General features: G+C 73.0%; 19 protein-coding genes. 5 read left to right on the top strand and 14 right to left on the bottom strand.

The features are described 5' to 3' along the window. Window positions 1–28 precede the first annotated feature (28 nt). From E1193_RS06945 to E1193_RS06930, 4 genes are all read right to left on the bottom strand, one after another. Window positions 29–1,399, bottom strand: coding sequence for a biotin carboxylase N-terminal domain-containing protein (locus tag E1193_RS06945; protein WP_132181364.1), 1,371 nt, complete (start codon window positions 1,397–1,399; stop codon window positions 29–31). Window positions 1,400–1,591: 192 nt separating this feature from the next. Beyond that, window positions 1,592–2,197, bottom strand: a complete 606-nt coding sequence (locus E1193_RS06940; RefSeq protein WP_132181371.1) for a TetR/AcrR family transcriptional regulator — start codon at window positions 2,195–2,197, stop codon at window positions 1,592–1,594. 216 nt (window positions 2,198–2,413) lie between these two features. Continuing rightward, entirely contained in the window at window positions 2,414–5,248 is a 2,835-nt protein-coding gene (locus E1193_RS06935; protein ID WP_132181363.1) for a hypothetical protein, read from the bottom strand. After that, the gene (locus E1193_RS06930) at window positions 5,245–7,038 is read right to left on the bottom strand and encodes an HSP90 family protein (RefSeq protein ID WP_132181362.1); all 1,794 of its coding nucleotides are present in this window, start codon (window positions 7,036–7,038) and stop codon (window positions 5,245–5,247) included. The genes E1193_RS06935 and E1193_RS06930 overlap by 4 nt, the downstream gene beginning before the upstream one ends. 103 nt (window positions 7,039–7,141) lie before the next feature. Between E1193_RS06930 and E1193_RS06925 the strand changes: the two genes are divergently transcribed. Beyond that, window positions 7,142–8,524: an MFS transporter gene (locus tag E1193_RS06925; RefSeq protein ID WP_132181361.1), complete on the top strand. Its 1,383-nt coding sequence runs from the start codon at window positions 7,142–7,144 to the stop codon at window positions 8,522–8,524. Here the strand turns inward: E1193_RS06925 and E1193_RS06920 are convergent. The 8 genes from E1193_RS06920 to E1193_RS06885 all read right to left on the bottom strand — a co-directional run bounded on the left by E1193_RS06920 (window position 8,415) and on the right by E1193_RS06885 (window position 15,931). After that, the gene (locus tag E1193_RS06920; RefSeq protein WP_132181360.1) at window positions 8,415–8,984 is read right to left on the bottom strand and encodes a VanZ family protein; all 570 of its coding nucleotides are present in this window, start codon (window positions 8,982–8,984) and stop codon (window positions 8,415–8,417) included. The genes E1193_RS06925 and E1193_RS06920 overlap by 110 nt on opposite strands. Before the next feature lie 205 nt (window positions 8,985–9,189). Next, window positions 9,190–10,092 carry a sulfurtransferase gene (locus tag E1193_RS06915; protein ID WP_132181359.1) on the bottom strand — a complete coding sequence of 301 codons (903 nt, stop codon included), beginning with the start codon at window positions 10,090–10,092 and terminating at the stop codon, window positions 9,190–9,192. Between the two features lie 302 nt (window positions 10,093–10,394). Continuing rightward, entirely contained in the window at window positions 10,395–10,847 is a 453-nt protein-coding gene (locus E1193_RS06910; RefSeq protein ID WP_243707342.1) for a hypothetical protein, read from the bottom strand. After that, window positions 10,844–11,611 carry an SGNH/GDSL hydrolase family protein gene (locus tag E1193_RS06905; protein WP_132181357.1) on the bottom strand — a complete coding sequence of 256 codons (768 nt, stop codon included), beginning with the start codon at window positions 11,609–11,611 and terminating at the stop codon, window positions 10,844–10,846. Before E1193_RS06905 ends, E1193_RS06910 begins: the two co-directional genes overlap by 4 nt. A gap of 190 nt (window positions 11,612–11,801) precedes the next feature. Further along, window positions 11,802–12,863 carry a phosphatidylinositol-specific phospholipase C gene (locus tag E1193_RS06900; protein ID WP_243707341.1) on the bottom strand — a complete coding sequence of 354 codons (1,062 nt, stop codon included), beginning with the start codon at window positions 12,861–12,863 and terminating at the stop codon, window positions 11,802–11,804. A gap of 53 nt (window positions 12,864–12,916) precedes the next feature. Next, window positions 12,917–14,047 (bottom strand): hypothetical protein, encoded by a 1,131-nt coding sequence (locus E1193_RS06895; protein ID WP_132181355.1) that lies wholly within the window; start codon window positions 14,045–14,047, stop codon window positions 12,917–12,919. A gap of 229 nt (window positions 14,048–14,276) precedes the next feature. Then, the gene (locus E1193_RS06890) at window positions 14,277–15,410 is read right to left on the bottom strand and encodes a PD40 domain-containing protein (RefSeq protein WP_132181353.1); all 1,134 of its coding nucleotides are present in this window, start codon (window positions 15,408–15,410) and stop codon (window positions 14,277–14,279) included. After that, window positions 15,407–15,931, bottom strand: coding sequence for a SigE family RNA polymerase sigma factor (locus tag E1193_RS06885; RefSeq protein WP_132181351.1), 525 nt, complete (start codon window positions 15,929–15,931; stop codon window positions 15,407–15,409). Before E1193_RS06885 ends, E1193_RS06890 begins: the two co-directional genes overlap by 4 nt. A 141-nt stretch (window positions 15,932–16,072) precedes the next feature. Between E1193_RS06885 and E1193_RS06880 the strand changes: the two genes are divergently transcribed. From E1193_RS06880 to E1193_RS06865, 4 genes are all read left to right on the top strand, one after another. Next, on the top strand, window positions 16,073–17,842 hold the full coding sequence (locus tag E1193_RS06880) for a proline--tRNA ligase (protein ID WP_132181349.1): 1,770 nt from the start codon (window positions 16,073–16,075) through the stop codon (window positions 17,840–17,842). 56 nt (window positions 17,843–17,898) lie between these two features. Continuing rightward, on the top strand, window positions 17,899–18,318 hold the full coding sequence (locus tag E1193_RS06875; protein WP_132181347.1) for a CBS domain-containing protein: 420 nt from the start codon (window positions 17,899–17,901) through the stop codon (window positions 18,316–18,318). 69 nt (window positions 18,319–18,387) lie between these two features. Continuing rightward, on the top strand, window positions 18,388–18,813 hold the full coding sequence (locus E1193_RS06870; protein WP_132181345.1) for a SufE family protein: 426 nt from the start codon (window positions 18,388–18,390) through the stop codon (window positions 18,811–18,813). Between the two features lie 20 nt (window positions 18,814–18,833). After that, complete coding sequence (locus E1193_RS06865; protein ID WP_132181343.1) at window positions 18,834–19,469, top strand: DsbA family oxidoreductase; 636 nt, start codon at window positions 18,834–18,836, stop codon at window positions 19,467–19,469. 88 nt (window positions 19,470–19,557) lie between these two features. Here E1193_RS06865 and E1193_RS06860 read toward each other — a convergent pair whose 3' ends face one another. Both E1193_RS06860 and E1193_RS06855 read right to left on the bottom strand, forming a co-directional pair. Continuing rightward, window positions 19,558–20,109: a YbaK/EbsC family protein gene (locus E1193_RS06860; protein WP_132181341.1), complete on the bottom strand. Its 552-nt coding sequence runs from the start codon at window positions 20,107–20,109 to the stop codon at window positions 19,558–19,560. Window positions 20,110–20,359: 250 nt separating this feature from the next. Continuing rightward, complete coding sequence (locus E1193_RS06855) at window positions 20,360–20,554, bottom strand: hypothetical protein (protein ID WP_132181339.1); 195 nt, start codon at window positions 20,552–20,554, stop codon at window positions 20,360–20,362. Window positions 20,555–20,574: the final 20 nt, after the last annotated feature.

The following is a 20,574-nucleotide window of genomic DNA, read 5'->3' as shown; positions in this document are numbered from 1 at the left end:
GCTGGGACGAGGGCGAGGGGGCGGTGGGTCAGCGCATGCGGGTGACGATGGCCGTGTCGTAGTCGCCGGAGAGGAACTCGTCGTTCTCCAGCAGCTCGGCGAAGAAGGGCAGGTTGTTCTTCGGGCCGGCCAGCTCGAAGGCGGCCACCGCGGCCTTCGCCCGCGCGATCGCCTCCGCCCGGTCCTGGCCACTGACGATGAGCTTGGCCATCAGGCTGTCGTAGAACGGCGTGACGGTGTTGCCCTCGACGTAGCCCGAGTCCACCCGGACACCCTCGCCGGCCGGCTCCACCCAGGTCTTGATCACGCCAGGGCCGGGCAGGAAGCGCTTCGGGTCCTCCGCGTTGATCCGCAGCTCGATGGCGTGCCCGCGCGGGACGAGCGCGTCCGGGTCGAAGGTCGGGGCGAGACCGGCCGCCACCCGCAGCTGTTCCTCGACCAGGTCCACGCCGTACACCAGCTCGGTCACCGGGTGCTCCACCTGGAGGCGGGTGTTCATCTCCAGGAAGAAGAATTCTTCGGAGTCAGGGCCGTCGTCGCCTTGGGAGTCCCGCTGACGGGGGACCAACAGGCACTCCACGGTGCCCGCGTTGCGGTAGTTGACCGCCTCGCCGGCACGGACCGCCGCAGCCAGGAAACGCGCGCGCAGTTCCGGGGAGACCGCCGGGGAGGGCGACTCCTCGACCAGCTTCTGGTTGCGGCGCTGCACCGAGCACTCCCGCTCGCCGAGGGCCACCACCCGGCCGTCGGCGAGGCCGAGGATCTGCACCTCGACGTGGCGTACCCGGGGGAAGTAGCGCTCGATCAGCACCGAGCCGTCACCAAACATCCGCTCGGCGAACGAGCGCACCTTGTCGTACTCGGTACGCAGCCCGGCCTCGTCGTGGGCCACGCCCATTCCCATGCCGCCGCCACCGGCTGCGGCCTTGACCATCACCGGGTAGCCGATCTCGGCGGCGGCGGCAACCGCCGCGCTCAGGTCGGCCGCCGGGTCAGTGGTGCCGGGCGCAACCGGTACCCCGGCCGCCGCCATCAGGTTCCGGGCATTGATCTTGTCGCCCATCGCGCTGATCGCGTCCGCGCCGGGCCCGACCCAGATCAGGCCGCTGGCCTCGACGGTACGGGCGAAGTCCGCGTTCTCCGACAGAAAGCCATACCCGGGGTGAATGGCCTGTGCGCCAGTGGACCTGGCGGCGGCGAGGATCGCGTCGACGTTCCGGTAGCTCTGCGCCGGATTGGCCGGCCCCACGCACACGGCCTCGTCAGCCTCGCTGACGAACGGCAGGCCGGCGTCGGCCTCCGAGTGCACAGCGATCGCACGGATGCCGAGCCGCCTGGCGGTACGGATGATCCGGCGGGCGATCTCGCCCCGGTTGGCGACCAGCAGCGACTCGATCATGTTTCCTCCCGACGTCCAGGGGTGAAGACGGCTGCCAGCCAACCATGACCCTCCGGTTACTCACGAGTCGCCATCTGACCACCGGCCCGGAACCGGAGAATCGAGCGGGTGCGTCCCGCCGTACCGCGTCGCCAGTGATGGGCTGGCGCCGGGAGCGGGGGCTCAGCCGGGGGCGGGCTCAGCCCGGTGGCCTCAGCGGATGGGCTCAATCGGAGTGGGGGCGAGGAGGGCGGCCAGGGTGGCGCCGCGGAGCAGTGCGGCACGGCGTCGGCGTTCCACCTCGCCACCGAGGAACGGCGTGGAGTTCATCAGACCGAACGCGGCATGGGCGAGCACCCGCGCCTCACCGTCGGGCAGGTCGGGGTGCAGCGCGGTCAGCACTGTCACCCACTCCTCCACGTAGAGGCGCTGGAGCCGGCGGATGCGACGACGCGGCTCGTCGGGAAGCCGGTCCAACTCGTGCAGGTGCAGTGCGATGACCGCGGGATTGGCCAGGGCGAAGTCGACATGGAAGTCGATCAGGGACTCCAGCGCCCCGCGCGGGTCGCCGGGATGGCCGGCGGCCCGGTCCCGGCCACCGTCGAGCAGCCCCTCGCTGACCGGGATCAGCGCGGCTGCCAGCATCGCCTCCTTGCCGGCGAAGTGGTGGTACAGCGCCGGCCCGGTCACCCCAGCCGCGGCGCCGATGTCGTCCATAGACACCCCGTGGTAGCCGCGTGCGGCGAAGAGACCGACCGCGATCTCCAGGATCTCGTCCCGGCGAGACCGCCGTCGACCCGTGCCCGTCACACCGTTCATCGCACCCCGCGCCTGCTGTTCCACCGCCACCGGGCAAGCCTAGACCGCCCGCCCACCATGGCGGAGGCGCGGTTACCCACCGGTCGCCTCACATGCGCGTCGTCGGGCCGCCCCACCCCGCGTGTTCATGAAGGTGACAGTGATGTGGGTCTCTCTGGCCCACCGTCAACTTCATGATCACCAAGTGAAGCGTGGGGCAGGCGGCGGTGGGTCGAGTCAGGGGTTGTGGAGGTTGTTCTGGGTGCGCAGCTGGGCGGCTTCGTCGGGACGACCCAGGTCGTCCAGGGCCTTGGCCAGGAGCCAGGTGGCCTCGGTAGCCGGGCGGGAACCGGTGGGCAGGCCGTTCAGCACCCGGCGGAGCAGGGGCTCCGCCTCAGCCGGGCGGTCGTCGCGCAGCAGCAGCTCACCGGTCAACAAGTCCACCTGGGCCGCCTCGCCGAACGCCTCGATCGATCGCAGCCGGCCAGCCACCCCGTCCAGCCGGTCGAGCGCGGCGACCAGCCGCTCCTCGACGGCCAGCACCCGGGCCACCGCCTCGGCGGCCAGCGACCGCTCGTACGTCACCACGGCCGGCTCCTCCGGCGGCCCGGCGAACGCCGCGGCGGCTTCGTCCACCACGTCGATCAGGGCCGCCGCAGCCGGCAGGTCATTGGCCCAGAACAGGGCGAGCAACTGCCGTCGCCGGGCACGCAGCTCGTCGACCGGCAGCTCCGCGAGCCGGTACGCCGTGGCCGCCGCGGCGAACCGCGCCGCGGCGACCGCGTCCCGGTCGACCTGGTAGAGGATGCCGCCGGCCTGCTCCAGCACCTCCCCCCGGTAAGGGAGATTGTCCGGCCCGTCGAGGCTCTCGGCGAGCCGGTCCAGCAGCTCCAGCGCCGAATCGGTCTCGCCGAGCCCCTCGTAGACGCCGGCCAGCAGGTGCCGGCACCGGTCGGCCTCGGCCTGCGCGCCGAGCCGGTCCAGCCCGATCACCGCCTCCTCCGCCACCTCGGCCGCCTCGCTCAGCCGCCCGGCCGCCCGGTACGCGTTGGCCAGCTCCCAGCGCAGGAAGGCGTCGCCGTCGGCACCCTGCTCCACGCAGAGGGTCACCGCCTCGGCGAAGTCCTCGATCGCGTCGGCGGCCCGGCCGGCGGCCACCAACGCCTGCCCCCGGGACACCCGTACCACCAGCCGGGCGTCGGCCGGCGCGACCAGTAGCGCCTCGTCGCAGGCGCACACCGCGTCGGCCGGGTCGTCCGCCCAGCGGGCGTACGCCAGGCAGGCGAAGGTCAGCATGTCGTCGGCGCCGAGGCTGCGGGCGAGACGACGGGCCCGGTCCGCCGCCTCCCGGGCCTCCTCGCCCTGTTCCAGCCGTTCCAGCACGTGGACGCGGTGCATCGCCGTCCGGGCCGCCAGCCACGGATCGACGTCCGCTTCGGCCGCCGCCCGCTCGACCGCCGCCAACGCCTCCGTCCAGCGTTCCCGGTGCAGGTACGCCAGCGCCAGCCGGTCGTGTGCGGCGGCGCGTTCCCGCTGGTCGCCGTGCTTGTCGAGGTAGTCCACAGACGCCCGGACCAGGGTCAGGCCCTCGGCGGCGTCGGCGTCGGACATGCAGAGCAGCACGCCCAGCCGCCCGGCCACCACCTGCGCCCGCAGCGGGTCGGGCACCTCCCGCCAGGCCGCGAGCGCCCGCCGGTTGGCCGCGACGGCCTCCGCGCGAACCTCGTCCACCATCTCGTCCACCTCGGCCGCGCGCAGCTCCAACCGGCGGGCCACGACCGTCGGCGGCTGGATGGTGCCGCCGAACCGCTCGTCGTACGCGCGCAGGGCGGCGAGCAGCCCTTCGTGACGGTGGGTACGCCAGCACTCCTCGGCGAGGTCGAGCAACTCCTCGGCTGCCGCGCCGGCCGGCACCTGCACCGGTTCCCGCCGGATAGCGGGGGTCGCCGCCCGCGGGGCCGGGCGGCGACGCAGGCTGGCCGAGAGTGGTAGGGGCTCCCCCTCGGGCCGGGCGGCGATCCGCTTCCCGATCGTCACCGACTGGTGGGACGTGCCGTTACGGGCGTCGAAGCGGGCGGCCAACCCGGTCGCCGTGTCGGCCAGTTCGTCGGCGAGGTCGCCCACCGGCACCTCGCCGGCCGGCCGGTCGCCGAACGCCCGGCGGTGCACGGTCAGCTCGCCGGGCGCCTGCCGCAGCGCGGCGGACGCTGCGGCGGCGAAGTGCATCGCGGCGGCCGGGGTGGGTGCCCGGTCCAGCCAGTCCAGGTGGCGCTCCACCAGCTCCAGGGCGCGCGCCTCGTTGCCGGTCACCGTGCAGAACTCGACGTGGTCCGCGACGTCCCACAGGTCCGACAGGTTGGCGCGCAGCCGCCGGTACGCCTCCCGGTGCGCGTCCCGTGCGGCGTCCCGCCGGCCGGTGCGCAGGTACGCGGGAAGCAGTGCGGTGAGGATGCCCTGTGGTTGCTCGGTGCAGTTCAACCGCCCGGAGAGGACCGGCTCGGCCAGCGCCACCGCCTCGTCTGGCCGGTCCACCTCGGTCAGGTGCCGCACCTGCGTGGTCGGGTCGCAGCCGGCGCAGTCGGAGAGGGCGTCCCGGGGCGTGGTCAGCCACCTCCGGTACCACTCGGCAGCCTCGTCGTGCGCGCCGACGTGGTCGGCGACCAGGTAGCGGTGCTTGTGCACCGCCTGCAGAGTGTGCCCGCTGTCTCGGTAGCGCCGTTCCATGTCGTCGAGCACGGCACGGGTGCGGTCCAGCGGCAGCTCCGGGAACTTCAGCATGGCGTTCACCATGTACTTGAAGTGCCAGAGCAGCTGGTGCGTGTAGCGCTGGTGGTAGGGCTGCGGGTCACGGTCGAACTCGGCCAGGCACCAGGAGAAGGTCACGAAGGACTTCGCCGGCTCGCCGCCGTAGACGTACGAGGTGGTGGCCTGCATCCGGGCGGCGAAGGCGAGGTGCCGGTCGTCGCCGGCCTCGGCCCGCCGGATCAGCTGTTCCAGCGCGGCGGTCTGCCCCGCGCCGTACGGCATGTTGTGCACCTCGTGCAGCACCCGCCACAGGTCGTCGTTGGTCATGCCTCACTCCCGTCCGGTACGGCGCGGCCGAGCAGGCCGAGGAAGGAACTGTTCAGCAGCGCGGCGTCGGCTGCGCGGATGGGATGGTGCCCGAGCAGGAGCGCCTGCCCGTAGAGCGCCTCGACGGCCAGCCCGACCAGCTCCGGGTCGGTCAGCGTGGTGACCCGACGGACCAGCGGGTTGCGATGATTGAGCACCAGCTGCGGGCGGTCAGGTGGCGCGGAGGCGGCCAGCGCGTCCAGCACCCCGCCCCACAGCTCGTCGGCCCTGTCGCGGCTGGCCGCGAGCTGGTCGTGGAACGCCGCCGAGCGACTGACCAGGTAGAGGGCCGGCAGCGAGACCGGGTCGTACGCCCGGAACACCACCTCGCAGCCGAGCCGTTCCAGGGCCCGCTGCGCGCCGGTCAGGAACGGTCGCAGGGCCAGCTCGACCTGCGGGTCGAGGTTGTCGAACCGGGTGGTCAGGTCGCTGGGCTCCAGCCGTTCGATGAGCACGGTACGGTCCACCGTGGGCAGCCGCTCGATCAGCTCGGTGTCGTACGTGTAGCCGCCGTTGACGACGGCCAGCTCCTGCGCGGCGGCGACGGCGGCGAGCTGCCGGAACTCGTCGAGGCTGGCCGCGTACCGGATGAGGCCGTGCCGCTGGCGGAACTCGGCGAGGGTCAACGTGCCGACGTTGGTGTCCATCGGCCACCACTGGTCGACCAGTCGGAGCATCTCGTCGTCGTGCAGGGCGAGCGCCTTGACGCCGAGGTGGTGCACCTGGAGAAACTCGGCGAGCCGGCGCGGGGCGTGCTGGGCGAGCCGGACCAGCCAGCCGCGCACCTGGTCGCCCAGGGCGTCCCGGGTGGCGGCGAGCAGGCTGTCCTCGTACAGCGACTCGCGGCTGGCGGTGGGGCGCAGCTCGGTGGCGTCCACCACACAGTGGGCGAAGAACGCCCAGTCTGGCAGCAGGCCGTCGGCCTGCTCGGTGAGCAGCATCCGCTTGAGGTGCACCCGGTGGCCGGCGCGGGCGGCCGGGTTCACGGGGGTGGGCAGGATGAACGCCACCCCGGTCAGCCCGGCCTCGGGCACCGCCAGCGGCAGCACGTCGAACGGGGTGAAGCCGAGGGCCCGCTCGGCGTACCGGATCAGGGCCGGCCGGTCCAGCGGCGCGCCCGGCCGGGTCGGCCAGGGCGGCGAACCGTCGGTGGTGGGGGTGACGCCGACCCGGACGTCGACCGGCAGCAGGCTGCCGTAGAGGCGGGCCAGGTCGGTGACCGTCGCGGTGCCGAACCACTGGTCGGCGTCGCGCCGGGGCACCAGGGTCACGGTGGTACCGGTCTCGGCACGCTGTTGCCCGGGAGGGGCGGGCGCGACCGCGTACCGGCCGTCGGACCACCCCGTCCAGAGCACGGTGGGCTGGTCTCCGTGCCGGGTGATGACCCGGATCTCGTCGGCGACCAGGAAGCAGGAGAGCAGGCCGATGCCGAACTGGCCGAGGAACTCGTGCCGGGAGAAGCCCAGCTCGTCCCGCTTGGAGCTGCGGCCGATGGTGGCCAGCAGGTCGTGCACCTGCGCCTCGGTGAGGCCGACGCCGGTGTCGTGCACCCGCAGCGTGCCGTCACCGGTCAGTTCGGGTGGCTCGATCATCACCCGGGCCGGGGCGTCCGGCTCGGACGCGCGCCGGGCGGTGATCGCGTCGACGGCGTTCTGGAGCAGCTCCCGCACGTACACCCGCGGGCTGCCGTAGAGGTGATGGCTGAGCAGGTCGACCACGCCACGCAGGTCGACCTGGAAGGTGTGGTCCACGCGCTCTCCCCGGTCGGATTCCGGCGCTCACCGTACCGACGATTTCCGACAGCGTCCGCCCCGTTTGACCCTCGACCGGATCGAGGGGCCACGCTCCGCCGACATGACCGTTCACCGTCTCGGCCACCACTACCGCCTACTCTGGTCAGCCGCCGTCGCCTCCCGGTTCGGCGACTCGATGCGTACGCCGGCGTTGGCCCTGCTGGCCGCGACGCTGACCCGCGACCCCCGGGCGGTGGCCGTGGTGACCGTCGCGGGGCAGCTTCCGCCGCTGCTGTTCGGCCTGCTCGGCGGGGTGTACGCGGACCGCTGGGACCGCCGCCGGACGATGGCGGTGGTGGACTCCGCGCGGGCGGCGGTGGTGGCGGCGCTCGCCGTCGCGGTCGCGGTGGACCGGGCCGGTGTCGCGGTGCTGGTGGCGGCGGCGTTCCTGCTGGCCGCGCTCGGCGTGTTCTTCGACGCCGCCGCGTTCGCGCTGCTACCCGCCCTGGTCGCGCCGGCCGCCCTGCCGACCGCCAACGGCCGCCTCCAGGCCGGCACGGCGGTCGCCGCCGGGTTTCTCGGCGCCCCGCTGGCCGGCGTCCTCTTCGCGGTGTCGGCCTCCCTTCCCTTCCTGGTCGACGCCCTCACCTTCGCCGCAGCGGCCCTGCTGGTGCTGGCCCTGCCCGCCGCGCCTCACCCGCCCGGCAACGACGGTGGGCGGAAGTGGTGCCCGGGGCCGGTCGACGGAGCGCGCCCCGGCGACCCCCGCACGCCGGACGGCGGCGGGCCACCGGCGAGCCGCGCCCCGGGCACCGGCCGGGCCCGGGGCAGGCTGGGCGGCGGGCTGTGCCGGGAGGCGCTGGCCGGGGTGGGATGGTTGCGCAGCGACCCGCTGATGTGGCGGATTGCGCTGCTCGGTGGGGGCGCCAACCTGGCGATCAGCGGGCTGATGGCGGTGCTGGTGCTCTACGCGCTGGACGCGCTGCGGGTGCCGGCGGCCGGGTACGGGCTGTTCATGGCCGGGGTGGTGCTCGGCGGGCTGGCCGGGGCGTTGGCGGCGGGACGCCTGGCTGCCCGGCTCGGCACGGTGCCGGCGCTGCGCGCGGCCCTCGTGGCGCAGGCCATCACCCTGGCGGTGTTCGCGCTGGTCCGGCAACCGGCGGTCGGGGGGTTGGCGCTGGCGGTCTTCGGCGCGGGCGGCACGCTGTGGAACAGCCTCTGGGCCGCGTACGGCCAGGGTCGGGTGCCAGCCGGGCTGCTCGGTCGGGTCGGCGCGGCGCAGCGGTCGGTCACCATGCTCACCGCGCCGGTCGGCGCGACGGCGGCGGGGTTGGCCGGCGCCGCGTACGGGGTGGGAACGGTGATGATCGCCGTGGCCGTGGTCTTCGCGCTGGTCACGCTCGCCGGGTGGCGGGTACTGCGACCGGCCGCTCCGGTACCGACCGGCGTTCCGCCCACCAGCGCCGGGACGCCAGCCCGGCCAGGGCCGCCCCGGTCGCGTTGATCAACACGTCGTCGATCGAGGTGACCCGGCCCAGGCTCAGCGCGTACTGCAACCACTCGACCAATGCGGAGCCGACCGCGCCGAGCAGGAAGAGCCGGCCGACGCCGGCCAGGGCGGCGAAGCGTACCGGAGCGAGAAAGCCCAACGCGGCGAAGACCAGCAGGTTGCCGACGACCTGCACCACGACGGTGGCGGGGCCGTCGTCGAGCAGGTCGACGACGTCGACCAGCGGCACCAGTTTGACCTCGCCGGGCGCATCGCGCGGGGTGAGGATCATCCACACCCAGGGCAGTGTCCCAGCGACCGCGCCGACCTCGGCGACGCTGCGCCACCATGCCTCCGCGGGGGTCGGCGCGTCCCGCCGAACCCTGACCAGCAATGCCGTGAGAAGCACCGTCACCGGTGCCGCGACCAGTGTGGCGAGCAGCACGTCACCCCATTCCCGCCACACCTGCCCCATCCGGCCAGCCTAACCAACCGCTCCCGTGCACTCCGGCCGCACGGGATGCGGCAGACCGGGGTGACCGCATCCCGGGACACCCCGGCCTGCCGCATTCGGCGACACGACCGGGGCCGGACAGGACCAGGCCGGGCCGGACAGGACCAGGCCGGGCCGGACAGGACCAGGCCGGGCCGGACAGGACCAGGCCGGACCAGGCCGGGGCTCAGCGGGCCAGGCCGCCCGGCTGGTCGCCCTTGACGACAGGGGCGCGGACCAGGTTGCCCCACTCGGTCCACGAGCCGTCGTAGTTGCGCACCTGCGGATAGCCCAGCAGGTGGTGCAGTACGAACCAGGTGTGGCTGGACCGCTCCCCGATCCGGCAGTACGCCACCACGTCGTCGGACGGGCTCAGCCCCAACTGGTCGGCGTAGATCGCGCGCAGCTCGTCGGCCGACTTGAAGGTGCCGTCGGAGTTGGCGGCGGACTTCCACGGCTTGCTCACCGCGCCGGGGATGTGCCCGCCGCGCAGCGCGCCCTCCTGAGGGTAGTCCGGCATGTGCAGCATCTCGCCGGTGTACTCGCCCGGCGACCGCACGTCGACCAGCGGCCGGCCGGCGGCGACGTGCGCCATCACCTGCTCCCGGTACGCCCGGATCGGCGTGTCGTTACGTTCCGGCACCGGGTACTCGGCGCGCGGACGGGTGACCTTCTCCCGGGTCAGCTCGCGCCCCTCGGCTACCCACTTCTGCCGGCCACCGTCGAGCAGCCGCACGTCGGGATGGCCGAAGAGGGAGAAGACCCAGAGGGCGTACGCGGCCCACCAGTTGAAGTTGTCGCCGTAGAAGACGACCGTGTCGTCCCGGCCGATGCCCTTGGCGGCGCACAGCTCGGCGAAACTGGCCGCATCGAGGTAGTCCCGGGTGACCTGGTCGTTCAGCTCGGTGTGCCAGTCGACCTTGACGGCGCCCGGGATGTGACCGGTGTCGTAGAGGAGCACGTCCTCGTCGGACTCGACCACGACGAGGCCCTCGTCGCCCAGGTGCTCGGCCAGCCACTCGGTGGTGACCAGGCGCTGCGGGTCGGCGTACGACTGGAGGTGGGGATTCGGATCGCTCGGCACAGGCATGATCCCCAAGGTACGCCGGATCCGGGCCCGGCGAACGGTCATCGGGTGCACGGGGTGCGCTGCCGCACGCGCTGCGGCACCGCGGACCGGGCCGGCGGCGGCACCGCGCCGTCCAGCCAGCTGCAGACCATCGGCGTCCGGATCGAGGACGACAGGCACGTGTCAGGGGCGGGACCCGCCGACCACAGAGGACCGTCTGACCGTACGGCCGCAGAGCGTGCCACCCCCGGGCGCCGCGAGGCGCTGGGCATCGGCTCGGGCATCGACCCGGCTGGGTGCGGTGGCCCTCCTGACCGAACCGGTCAGGCCCGGCGGTGCACCAGCCGACCGGCGACCACCGTGGCCAGGCAGGTGCCGTCGTCGGCGAAGACGGCCAGGTCGGCCCGCCCGCCGGTCACCAACACCGGCGGGCGGGGCCCGTCGAGCACGGCCATGTCGTTGCGGACGGCGGCGGCCCGCAGCTCCGGGTCGGTCAGGTACGCGGCGGGCACCGCCGCCACCCCGGCCCGGAACAACGCGTGCACCCGCTCGCGCGGGCTGGGGGCCGGGGGCAGCGGCCCGTCGTGCACCAACGCCGGACCGAGGGTGCCGGCCCACCGCCGCACCCGCACAGTCGGGTACGCCTCCGTCAGCTCGGCCAGCGACGCGACCGCCTCGATCCGGTCGCCGGTGAGCAGCACCGCCCGGTCGGGGATGGGCTTCCCGTCGAGGGTCGTCCGGAGCCGGGTGGCGGCGTGGACGGTTCGCACGGTCACTCGGTGACCGGGCCGAGCACCGGGCGCTTGGCGGTGACCAGGTCGCCGGAGGAGCGACCGGTGAGCCGCCGCTTGATCCACGGGGCGAGATGCCGGCCGGCCCAGCGCAGGTCGGCGGCGCGGGCGGCCATCCACGGCGTGGGCGCGGGCCGCTCGGGGACGAGCAGCCATTCCTCGTCACAGCCGACCCCGAGCGCGGTCAGCACCTGCCCGGCAACCCGCCGGTGCCCGGTGGCGGACAGGTGCAGCCGGTCGGTGCTCCACAGCATCGGGTTGAGGAACGTGTTGTCGGCGTACAGGTCGACCATGATCGCGCCGTGCCGCTCGGCGGTCTCCCCGACCGCCCGATTGAGCAGCTCCACCCGGGGCGCGACGAGGCGCTGGCCGGGCAGCCGGGCCATCACGTCGGCGAACCGGAACAGGATCACGTCGGCGCCGCCGGAGCGCAGCCGGCCGACCACTTCGTCGTAGCGGCTGACCAGGGTGTGCGGGTCGAAGTTGCGGCGCAGCACGTCGTTGCCGCCAGCCGCGAAACTGATCAGGTCGGGTTTCATGGCCAGGGCCGCGGGCACCTGCTCGGCGACCACGCTGGGGAACAGCCGGCCGCGGATCGCCAGGTTGGCGTACCCGAAGTCCGGCCCGGCCTCGGCGGCCAGCCTGGTCGCCACCAGATCCGCCCACCCGCGGTAGGTGCCGTCCGGGTACGCGTCGTCCATGCCCTCGGTGAAGCTGTCCCCCACCGCCACGAAGCTGCGCCAGCGCACGCCGCCTCCCTCGTCCGGTTGCCTGCGGCGACCAGTTTGACACCGCCCGTCCCGGTGGCTGCCACCGCACGTCCGCCGGGGCGAGTCGGGCCCCTCCGCTTGCGGCATATCGGGCTGTCCGTCGCCTCGGACGCCCCAACATGCCGCAAGCGGAGTCAATCAATCAGAGTCGATCACGAGGACAGGAGCGTCAGCTGGACGGTCCCACGCCGGCGTTCACCGCGATGATCCGGTCGATCAGCCCGCCGCCGGGAAAGTCCATCATCAGCATCCCGGTACGCCGAACCGGCGGGTGCACCTCCGACCCCTCGGACAGGTAGGTCAACAGGAACGGGTTGACGCCCTGCACCCCGAGCGCGCCGCCGGCCACCGACTCCGGCGTGGCGAAGACGCTCGCCCCGCTGGTGAAGTTGACGTACATCCGGGTCGGGTCTCCGGCGCTGGTCGTGTCGAGGTGCCGGCGTACCCGGTCACGCTTGGTGGCGATCGCCCCGACGTTCGGCACGTGGTAGTCGTCCTGCACGTAGGTGGATGAGCCGTCGCCCCAGTCGGCGAACTGGGCCAGCCCGTACTGACCGTGCCGGCCACCGCGCGAGCCGTGCAGGACGGCGAGGACAACCTTGCCCCGGACCGCGCCGAGGGTGGGCACGGCGGCCCCGGTCCGCCGGTTGACCGAGGGGCCCCAGAACAGACCGGGTCGGGCGTCGCGGTAGCGGTCGAAGATGTCGGCAAAGCCGAGCTGCCCGGTGACGTCGGTGCAGGAGCCGAACTCCCCGGTGCACTCGTGCTTGAGTCGCATGACCACGGTCTCGGTGGGCCGTGCGACGAGGAACGAGCCGAGGACGTTCAGCACGTCGTCGAAGTTGGCCTGCTGGTACGTCGCCCCGTGGTGAATGGTGAAGGTGTTGCCGCCGCTGATGCGGGCGCGGATGTCGATGGCCCGTACCCCGGCGTCGAGTTGGGCGGCGAGAGTGGCGGCGCTGTTGCCGTGGTTCTCCTGGGTCTGCGTCCACGCTCCACCATGGATGGAGAGGGTGTCGTGGGTGCCGGGCAGGGAGAGGGCGGCGAGGTTTGCACCGTCCGGCAGGCGGCGCATCCAGTCGGGGTTGCTGGCGGAACGCAGGGAACGGTGGGCGGCGTCCGCCGCCAGCGCCGAGGCGGGCGACACCAGGAGCCCGCCGGTGGCGACGAACACGGTGGCGACGAGTCCGGCGGTGAGGCGCCGCCGGAGGACAGGGGTATTCATGCTCATGCCGGTGAATATAGAAATCTTCGACCCCGCGTGACCGGTTGGGAACGGGCCACCTACCGGGTGACCGCCACGATCTGCCAGGTTCGCAACCCGGCCGGTTCGGTGACGACGGCTACGTGGCGCCCACCCCGGTTCACCAGCAGCAGCGCGAATCCCGCACCCGCGCGCACCCGCAGCACCATCGACCCGTCCGGCCGGAAGAACACCTGCCGCAACTCCCGGCCCTCGGTCGGCAGCGTGACCTCCCGCCCGGTCCGCGTCTGCAGCACCGCGTTGACCGTGAGCATCCGGCCGATGTCGCCCACCTGCCCGTTCGGCCGGGTACGGAGCAACGCGATCCGGGTGCCGTCCGGGGAGAGACTGGCGACGTGGGTGCTGCGCCAGGGCGCGGGACCGGACAGGTGCGGAACCGGGCGAGGGCTGCTGCCGTCCGGGCCGAACATGGTCACCCCGGTGGCGCTGTTCATGGCGATGGTCCGGCCGTCGGCGGACCAGAGCGCGTGGCAGGCCTGCGGCTCGGTGTCCCACCACCGGACCGGGGCCTTGCGCCCACGGGTGTCCAGCACCCCGAACCGCTCCGGGTTGCCCATCGGGTCGGCGGCCCGGAACAGCAGGTGCCGGGAGTCCGGCGACCAGGTCGGTGTGACGCAGTACTGGTCGACGTGCCGGGTCAGCGCCCGCTTCCGCGAGCCGTCCACATCCGCCACGAACAGGGTGGCCGCCCGCTCGGGATCCACCCAGGCGACCCGTTGGCCGTCCGGCGAGACGCTCGCGTTGGCCAGCGCCGCCACCTGCGGCAGAGCGGCCAGGTCCTGGGGCTTCTGACCGGGCCGCCACGACCGCAGCCGGACCTGCTTCCTGCCGGCGACCTGCTCGGCCGGCAGATAGAAGAGCTGGCCGAACGCCGACGGGGAGCCGACCGGTGTGACGGCGGCAGCCGGCGAGGCCGAGGCTGATCCGGCCGGAGTCGCGGACGGTGGCGGCGACGTCCACGGTCTGGAGGTTACGGTGATCGGCAGTATCGGGGCGGGAGCGGCGGACGGCGTGGCGGCGGACCGACGTACGCCGGGCAGGTCGGCCAAACCGACGGCGAGCACCAGCACGGCGGCGGCGCCCGTCATGGCGTACCGGCCGGGCCGGTGCCGCGCGGGACGGGCGGGGCGGTCGGACAGGTCGATGGTCATCGCGTCGCCTCCGGCGTCGTTCGGTGGATACCTCCCTGACGGGATTCCGGTGGGGAAGGGTTGCCGGGGACGACGGCCGATGTCCGCTACGTGACAATGGTCGCTGACGACAACCTCTTTCGCCGTCGGGCGTCGCGCCGACCGCCAGCGGCGGTTTACGACTCGACGGTCGCGGCAGGACGCGGCCCCCCGAAGGTGGGAGCCCTCGACCTGCCGTGACCGGGGTGGATCAGGACGATGTGACGGCGAGGATCTGGTGTTTCTCCAGCGCCGCGGGCTCGACCGCCTCGGTGACCCGGCGCCCGTCGGAGTCGATCAGCAGGAGGCGGGTGCCGTCCGTCGCCCTCACCCGCGCCACCAGCCTGTCGTTTGGCAGGAAGTACGCCTGAAGCAACTTCCGCCCGCCCAGCGGCAGCTCGACGGTCGCACCGGTACGCGTGTCGAGGATCGTGTTGACGCTCAGGTTCCGACCGGTGTTCGCGCCTTCCTGCTTGTAGTCGATCCGCAGCAGCGCGACCCGCGAGCCGTCCGGCGACAGGCTGGCCACTTCGTAACTGTGGAAGCTGTTGCTGCCGCCCAGTCTCGGCACCACGTGGATGACCTTGCTGAGCCAGTTCATGACAACCACCTGGCCGCTGCCGTCGGTGTATGCGAGGAACCGGCCGTCCGCCGACCAGACCGGGTGGCAGCTGTCCTCCTCGATCTGGAGGAATTGGAAACTTTCCGTCTTCGGGTCGACCAGGCCGCGTGTCAGCGCGAGCGGTTTGCCCGGATTGTGCCGGACGGCCACGGTGATCCATTGGGTCTCTGGTGTCTCCCGACCCTCAGGGTGCCCTCGGTGCGGTACCCAGGACGGCCCCCAGCAGCTGCCCTCCACGCCCGAGTGGACCACCGCTCGGTTCGGTCCGTCGAGGTCGGCGAGCATCAGGTCCCTGTCCTGGACCCAGGCCACCTGTGTGCCGTCGGGTGAGACGGCCGGGCTGATCTCCAGCAGCGACCCGGGCAGGTCGACCAGCGTGGTGAGCTGGCCGCCCGGCCGCCAGGCCGCCAGCGCGTTGTTGGCCTTCTGGCTGACCTGTGGGGCGTAGAAGAGCCGCCCCACGCCCGACCACGGATCCGCCGCGGTGGGGCTGGCGGCGACGGACGGAGGGCCCCCGGGCAGCGGGGCCGGGGCGGCGTCCGGCCGGATCGCGAAAGCGGTGCCGGTGGCCGCGCCGAGCAGCGCCACCGCCGCGGCCGAGGTGGCGACCGCACGGCGGATGCCGATCCGGCGCGACGTGCGCAGGGCGCGGTCGCGCAGGTCGACCGGGGTGACCTCCTCGGCCAGGTCGGCCAGGTCCAGCCGGAGCCGCTGGTTGTTCATCGGGCACTTCCTTCCAGGACGTACAGCTCAGCGAGCTCAGGCGCGACGGCGCGTAACTTCGCCAGGGCCTTGGAGGTCTGGCTCTTCACGGTGCCGACGGTGACGCCGAGCATGTCGGCGGCCTCGGCCTCGCTGCGGTCCTCGAAGAAACGCAGCACCAGCACGGCACGCTGCTTCGCGGAGAGCCGAGCCAGCGCGGCCCGCAGGGTGAGGCGCAGGCTGGTCTGACTGGCGTGGTCGGCGTCGTGCCGCCGGGGCTCGGGCAGCTCACCCGTCACCGACTCCGCAACCCGACGACGACGCCACCAGGAGACCTGGAGGTGGTACATGGTCTTGCGGGTGTACGCCTCGGCGTTGCCCGTGTCGTGCAGCCGGCTCCACGACCGGTGGGTGCGGGCCAGGGCCGACTGGACCAGGTCCTCGGCCAGGTGCTGGTCCCCGGTCAACAGGTACGCCGACCGCAGCAGCGCCGGCGTCCGGGTACGAACGAACGAATCGAACTCACTCAGCAGCGGGTCCACACGAGCCGATCCTGATAGGGGTGGTTGACGACTACCCAGACGTCGATCCGGGCCGTCGGGGTTGCCGTCGGGCCGGAAACGAATACCGAGGGCGGCCAAATCGGATCGCCTACCCGGCGACCCCGACCGTACGCTGCGCTGATGTTGCTTCGTACATCGACCGCGCTGCTGCGGACCCTTCGGGAGGACCCGGCGGACGCGGAGGTGCCGAGCCATCGGCTCCTGGTCCGCGCCGGCTACGTCCGTCGGGCCGCGCCGGGCGGATACACCTGGCTGCCGCTGGGTCGATTGGTGCTGGACCGGGTGACCGAGATCGTCCGGCGGGAGATGACCGCGATCGGTGACCAGGAGGTGCACTTCCCGGCGCTGCTGCCGGCGGAGCCGTACCGAACCAGCGGCCGGTGGACCGAGTACGGCGACGACATCTTCACCCTCGCCGACCGCAGAGGCGCCGAGCACCTGCTCGGCCCGACCCACGAGGAGATGGCGGCCCTGCTGGTCAAGGACCTCCTCTCGTCGTACCGGGACTTCCCGGTGACGATCTTCCAGATCCAGACAAAGTTCCGGGACGAGGCCCGGCCCCGGGCCGGCCTGTTGCGCGGGCGCGAGTTCCTGATGAAGGACGCCTACTCGTTCGACCTGGACGAGGCAGGTCTGGCGGAGTCGTACGACCGGCACCGGGCCGCGTACCGGCGGGTCTTCGACCGGCTCGGGCTGGACTACACGGTCGTACACGCGGTGGCCGGTGCGATGGGAGGCTCCGCGTCGGAGGAGTTCCTGGCGGCCACGCCGGTCGGCGAGGACACCTTCGTCGGCTGCACCGCCTGCGACCACGCGGCGAACACCGAGGCGGTGACCACCCGCGTGCCGGCCGCCGGCGACCCGGACGTCCACCCGGCCGCCGAGGTGCACGACACCCCGCAGACGCCGACCATCGCCTCCCTGGTCGACCTGGCGAACGCCCGCCGGCTCGCCGGCCGGGACGACTGGACCGCCGCCGACACCCTGAAGAACGTGGTGCTGACCGTACGTCGGCCGGGCGCGGGGGCGGCCGAGCTGCTGGTGGTGGGGCTCCCCGGCGACCGCGAGGTGGACCTGAAGCGGGTCGACGCCGCGCTCGCCCCCGCCACCGTGGCGGTCTTCGGGGACTGGGCGGCCCGCCCGGAGTTGGTCCGCGGGTACATCGGCCCGCAGACCCTGGCCGGGCTGGGCGTACGGTACCTGGTCGACCCGCGGGTGGTCGCCGGCACCGCCTGGCTTACCGGGGCGAACGAGCCGGGGCGGCACGCCACGAACGTGGTCTGCGGCCGGGACTTCACCCCGGACGGCACGATCGAGGCGGCCGAGGTGCGCCCGGGTGACCCCTGCCCGGCCTGCGGCGACGGTGTGCTGACCATGCGGCGGGGCATCGAGGTGGGGCACATCTTCCAGCTCGGCCGCCGGTACACCGACGCGTTCGCCGTCGACGTGCTGGGCGCGCAGGGCAAGCCGGTCCGGCCCACCATGGGCTGCTACGGAATCGGCGTGTCCCGGGTGGTCGCCGCGGTCGCCGAACAGCACCACGACGAGCGAGGGCTGGTCTGGCCGGCGGCGGTCGCGCCGTGCGACGTACACCTGATCGCCGCCGGCAGGGGGCCGCAGCTCGACGCGGCGCTCGACCTCGGCGCACGCCTCGCCGACGCGGGCCTGCGGGTGCTGGTCGACGACCGGGTGAACGTGTCGGCCGGGGTGAAGTTCACCGACGCCGAGCTGATCGGCATCCCGCGCGCCGTCGTGGTCGGCCGCCGTCTCGCGGACGGGTACGTGGAACTGCGCGACCGGGCCACCGGCGAGCGCGCCGAGCTGCCGTTCGACGGCCTTGTCGAGCGACTGCCGACGGAGGTGCGCGCGGCGCTCCGCGACAGGGTGTAGCCGACGCGCCACGGGGTACCGCAGCGGGATCGACGACGGCGCAACGGAGGCTATCGATGTTCCGGGTCAGTGACGTGATGACGAAGCAGGTGGTGTACCTGCCGGCCGAGACCACCCTCGACGAGGCGGCCAGGGTGATGAAGGAGGCGGACATCGGCGACGTGGTCGTCACCGACGGGGCCACCCTCGCCGGTCTGCTCACCGACCGGGACATCGTGGTGCGGGCCGTCGCCGAGCGCAGCGACCCGGCCGCGACCGCCATCGGTTCGATCATGACCCGCGAGGTGGTGATGATCGAACAGCACTGCACCGCGGCGGAAGCCGCCCAGCTGATGCGCGAGCGCAACATCCGGCGGGTGCTGGTCTGCGACAACGAACGCAAGCTGGTCGGCATCGTCTCGCTGGGTGACCTGGCCATGCAGCTCGACCCCACCTCGGCGCTCGCCGACATCAGCGAGGCCGCGCCGAACGGCTGACCGCACGCGCCCGCACCGCCGGAGCACGCATCCGCTCGGGGGGCGGCGCGGCGCCGGTAGCCTGGCGGGATGCCCGAGATGCCGACGAAGCTGGCCGAGATCGTCGAGGAGTTCGCCGCAGCGCCGCGTGACGTGGTGCTGGAGATGCTGCTGGAGTACGCCGACGTCATACCGCCGCTGCCGGCCGGGACGGAGCGGGACGACCTGGAGCAGGTCCCCGAGTGCCAGACCGCCTTCTTCCTGCGGGCCGACGTCAACCCGGACGGCACGGTGAGTACGGTCTTCGACTGCCCGCCCGAGGCACCGACCACCCGCGCCTTCGCCGGCATCCTCGCCGAGGGGTTGGCCGGGGCGAGTGTGGCCGAGGTGCTGGCCGTGCCCGGCGACCTGTACCAGCGGATGGGGCTGGCCCAGGCGATCAGCCCGCTGCGGGTGCGCGGCGGCACGGCGATCCTCGCCCGGCTCCAGCGCCAGGTCCGGGAACAAGCCGGCTGAGCTCGGCGTTCACCTCAACCATGGAGATCGAGGTCTACGCCGACGTGGTCTGCCCCTGGTGCTGGATCGGCAAGCGCCGGCTGGAGGAGGCTCTGGAGTCGTACGACGGTGAGGTGACCGTCACGTACCGGCCGTTCCAGCTCGACCCGGCACCGGTCACCGAGCCCCGCCCGCTGCTCGCCGCGCTGGCCGACAAGTTCGGCGGCCCGCAGCGGGCGGAGTCGCTGGCCTCCCAGGTGACGCAGGTCGCAGCCAGCGTCGGCGTGGAGATGCGCTTCGACCACGCGGTGCAGGCCAACACCTTCGAGGCACACCGGCTGATCCGGTTCGCCGCCGAGCGGGGGCGGTCCGAGCAGGTGATCGAGGCGCTCTACCGGGCGCACTTCACCGACGGCGTGGATGTCGGCTCGCGGGACGCGCTGGTCACACTCGCCGTCGTCGTCGGCCTCGACGAGGCGGAGACCCGGGTGTACCTGGCGTCGAACGAGGGCCGGCGTGAGGTCGCCGCCGACCTGTCCGCCGCCCGCCAGCTCGGCGTGAGCAGCGTGCCGACCTTCGTGCTGGCCGGGAAGTACGCGGTCACCGGCGCGCAGGAGCCGGAGACCCTGCTCGCCGCGCTCCGCGAGGCCGCGCAGCGCGAGTCGGCTGTCGGGTGACCGGCTCGACCTGACGCGGATACGACGACCTTGGCGTAAGGACCGACGCCGGCAATGTTTCACGTGCAACAATATCGAAGCATGTCAATCATTTGGCTGGCTTGGCCAGATCTTCCAACACCGTCGCTCCGGGCAGGGCGCCGAGCGCCGGCCCGGGAACCACGATCTTGCTGTGCCGTAGGCCGGAGCCGACGATCACGTGCGGGATGGCGATCACCCGCGCGTCGACCAGGATCGGCCAGGATTCCGGCAATCCGATCGGGGTGATCCCGCCGTACTCCATGCCGGTCAGGTCCACCGCGTCGGCCATCGGCGCGAAGCTGGCCTTGCGCACGCCGAGCGTCCGCCGGACCATGCCGTTGACGTCGGCACGGGTGGTGGCCAGCACGACGCAGGCGGCGTGGCGGACGCCGCCCTCACGCCTGCCCGCGACCACCACGCAGTTCGCCGACACGTCGAGCCCCACCTCGTACGCCGCGCAGAACGCCGTCGTGTCGGCCAGCTCGGCGTCGATCGGGGCGACCAGCACGTCGCCCACGTCGATCGGCGCGTGCGCCGGCCACTGTTCCAGCGCGGCGGCTACCGGCGGTGCCAGCAGGTCGAGGCGGCTCCGGGCGGGTTCGGTCTTCAGCGTCCCCATCACGGATGCGATCCTCGCACCCGTCACGCCGATCCGCCCGCCACGCCGATCCACCCACCACGCCGGCCGCGTCCCCGTCCTGCGCCGCGTCCCGTCTTACCCCCGTGTCCCGTCCTGAGCCGCGTCCCGTCCTGCGCCGCCCACCCGTTATCGGCTCTGCCTCCGTCAGATAGCGGCGTCAGCACCGCTGGACACCGCTACTGGCGTATACGGCGATGGCGCACGCCAGCGACGGCCCGCGCGGGCGGGGTCAGTTGCCGCCGAGAAAGGCGTTCTCGCGCAGGAACGCACGGTCGTCGGCGGCGGCGTTCTGCGCCGCGCGCAACACCTGCGGGCGCCCTGCCTCCAGGTCCTCCATACCGTGCCGGACGGCGAGCCGGATCACGCCGTACAGGAAGACGAACCCGAAGACGTAGAGGATGACGGTGGCGATGAACATAAGCATGCCGTCACGGTAGGGCGAGC

It is taken from the genome of Micromonospora sp. KC606 (assembly GCF_004348675.1).
GTDB lineage: Bacteria > Actinomycetota > Actinomycetes > Mycobacteriales > Micromonosporaceae > Micromonospora.
This window is presented reverse-complemented; position numbering and strand designations above follow the sequence as displayed.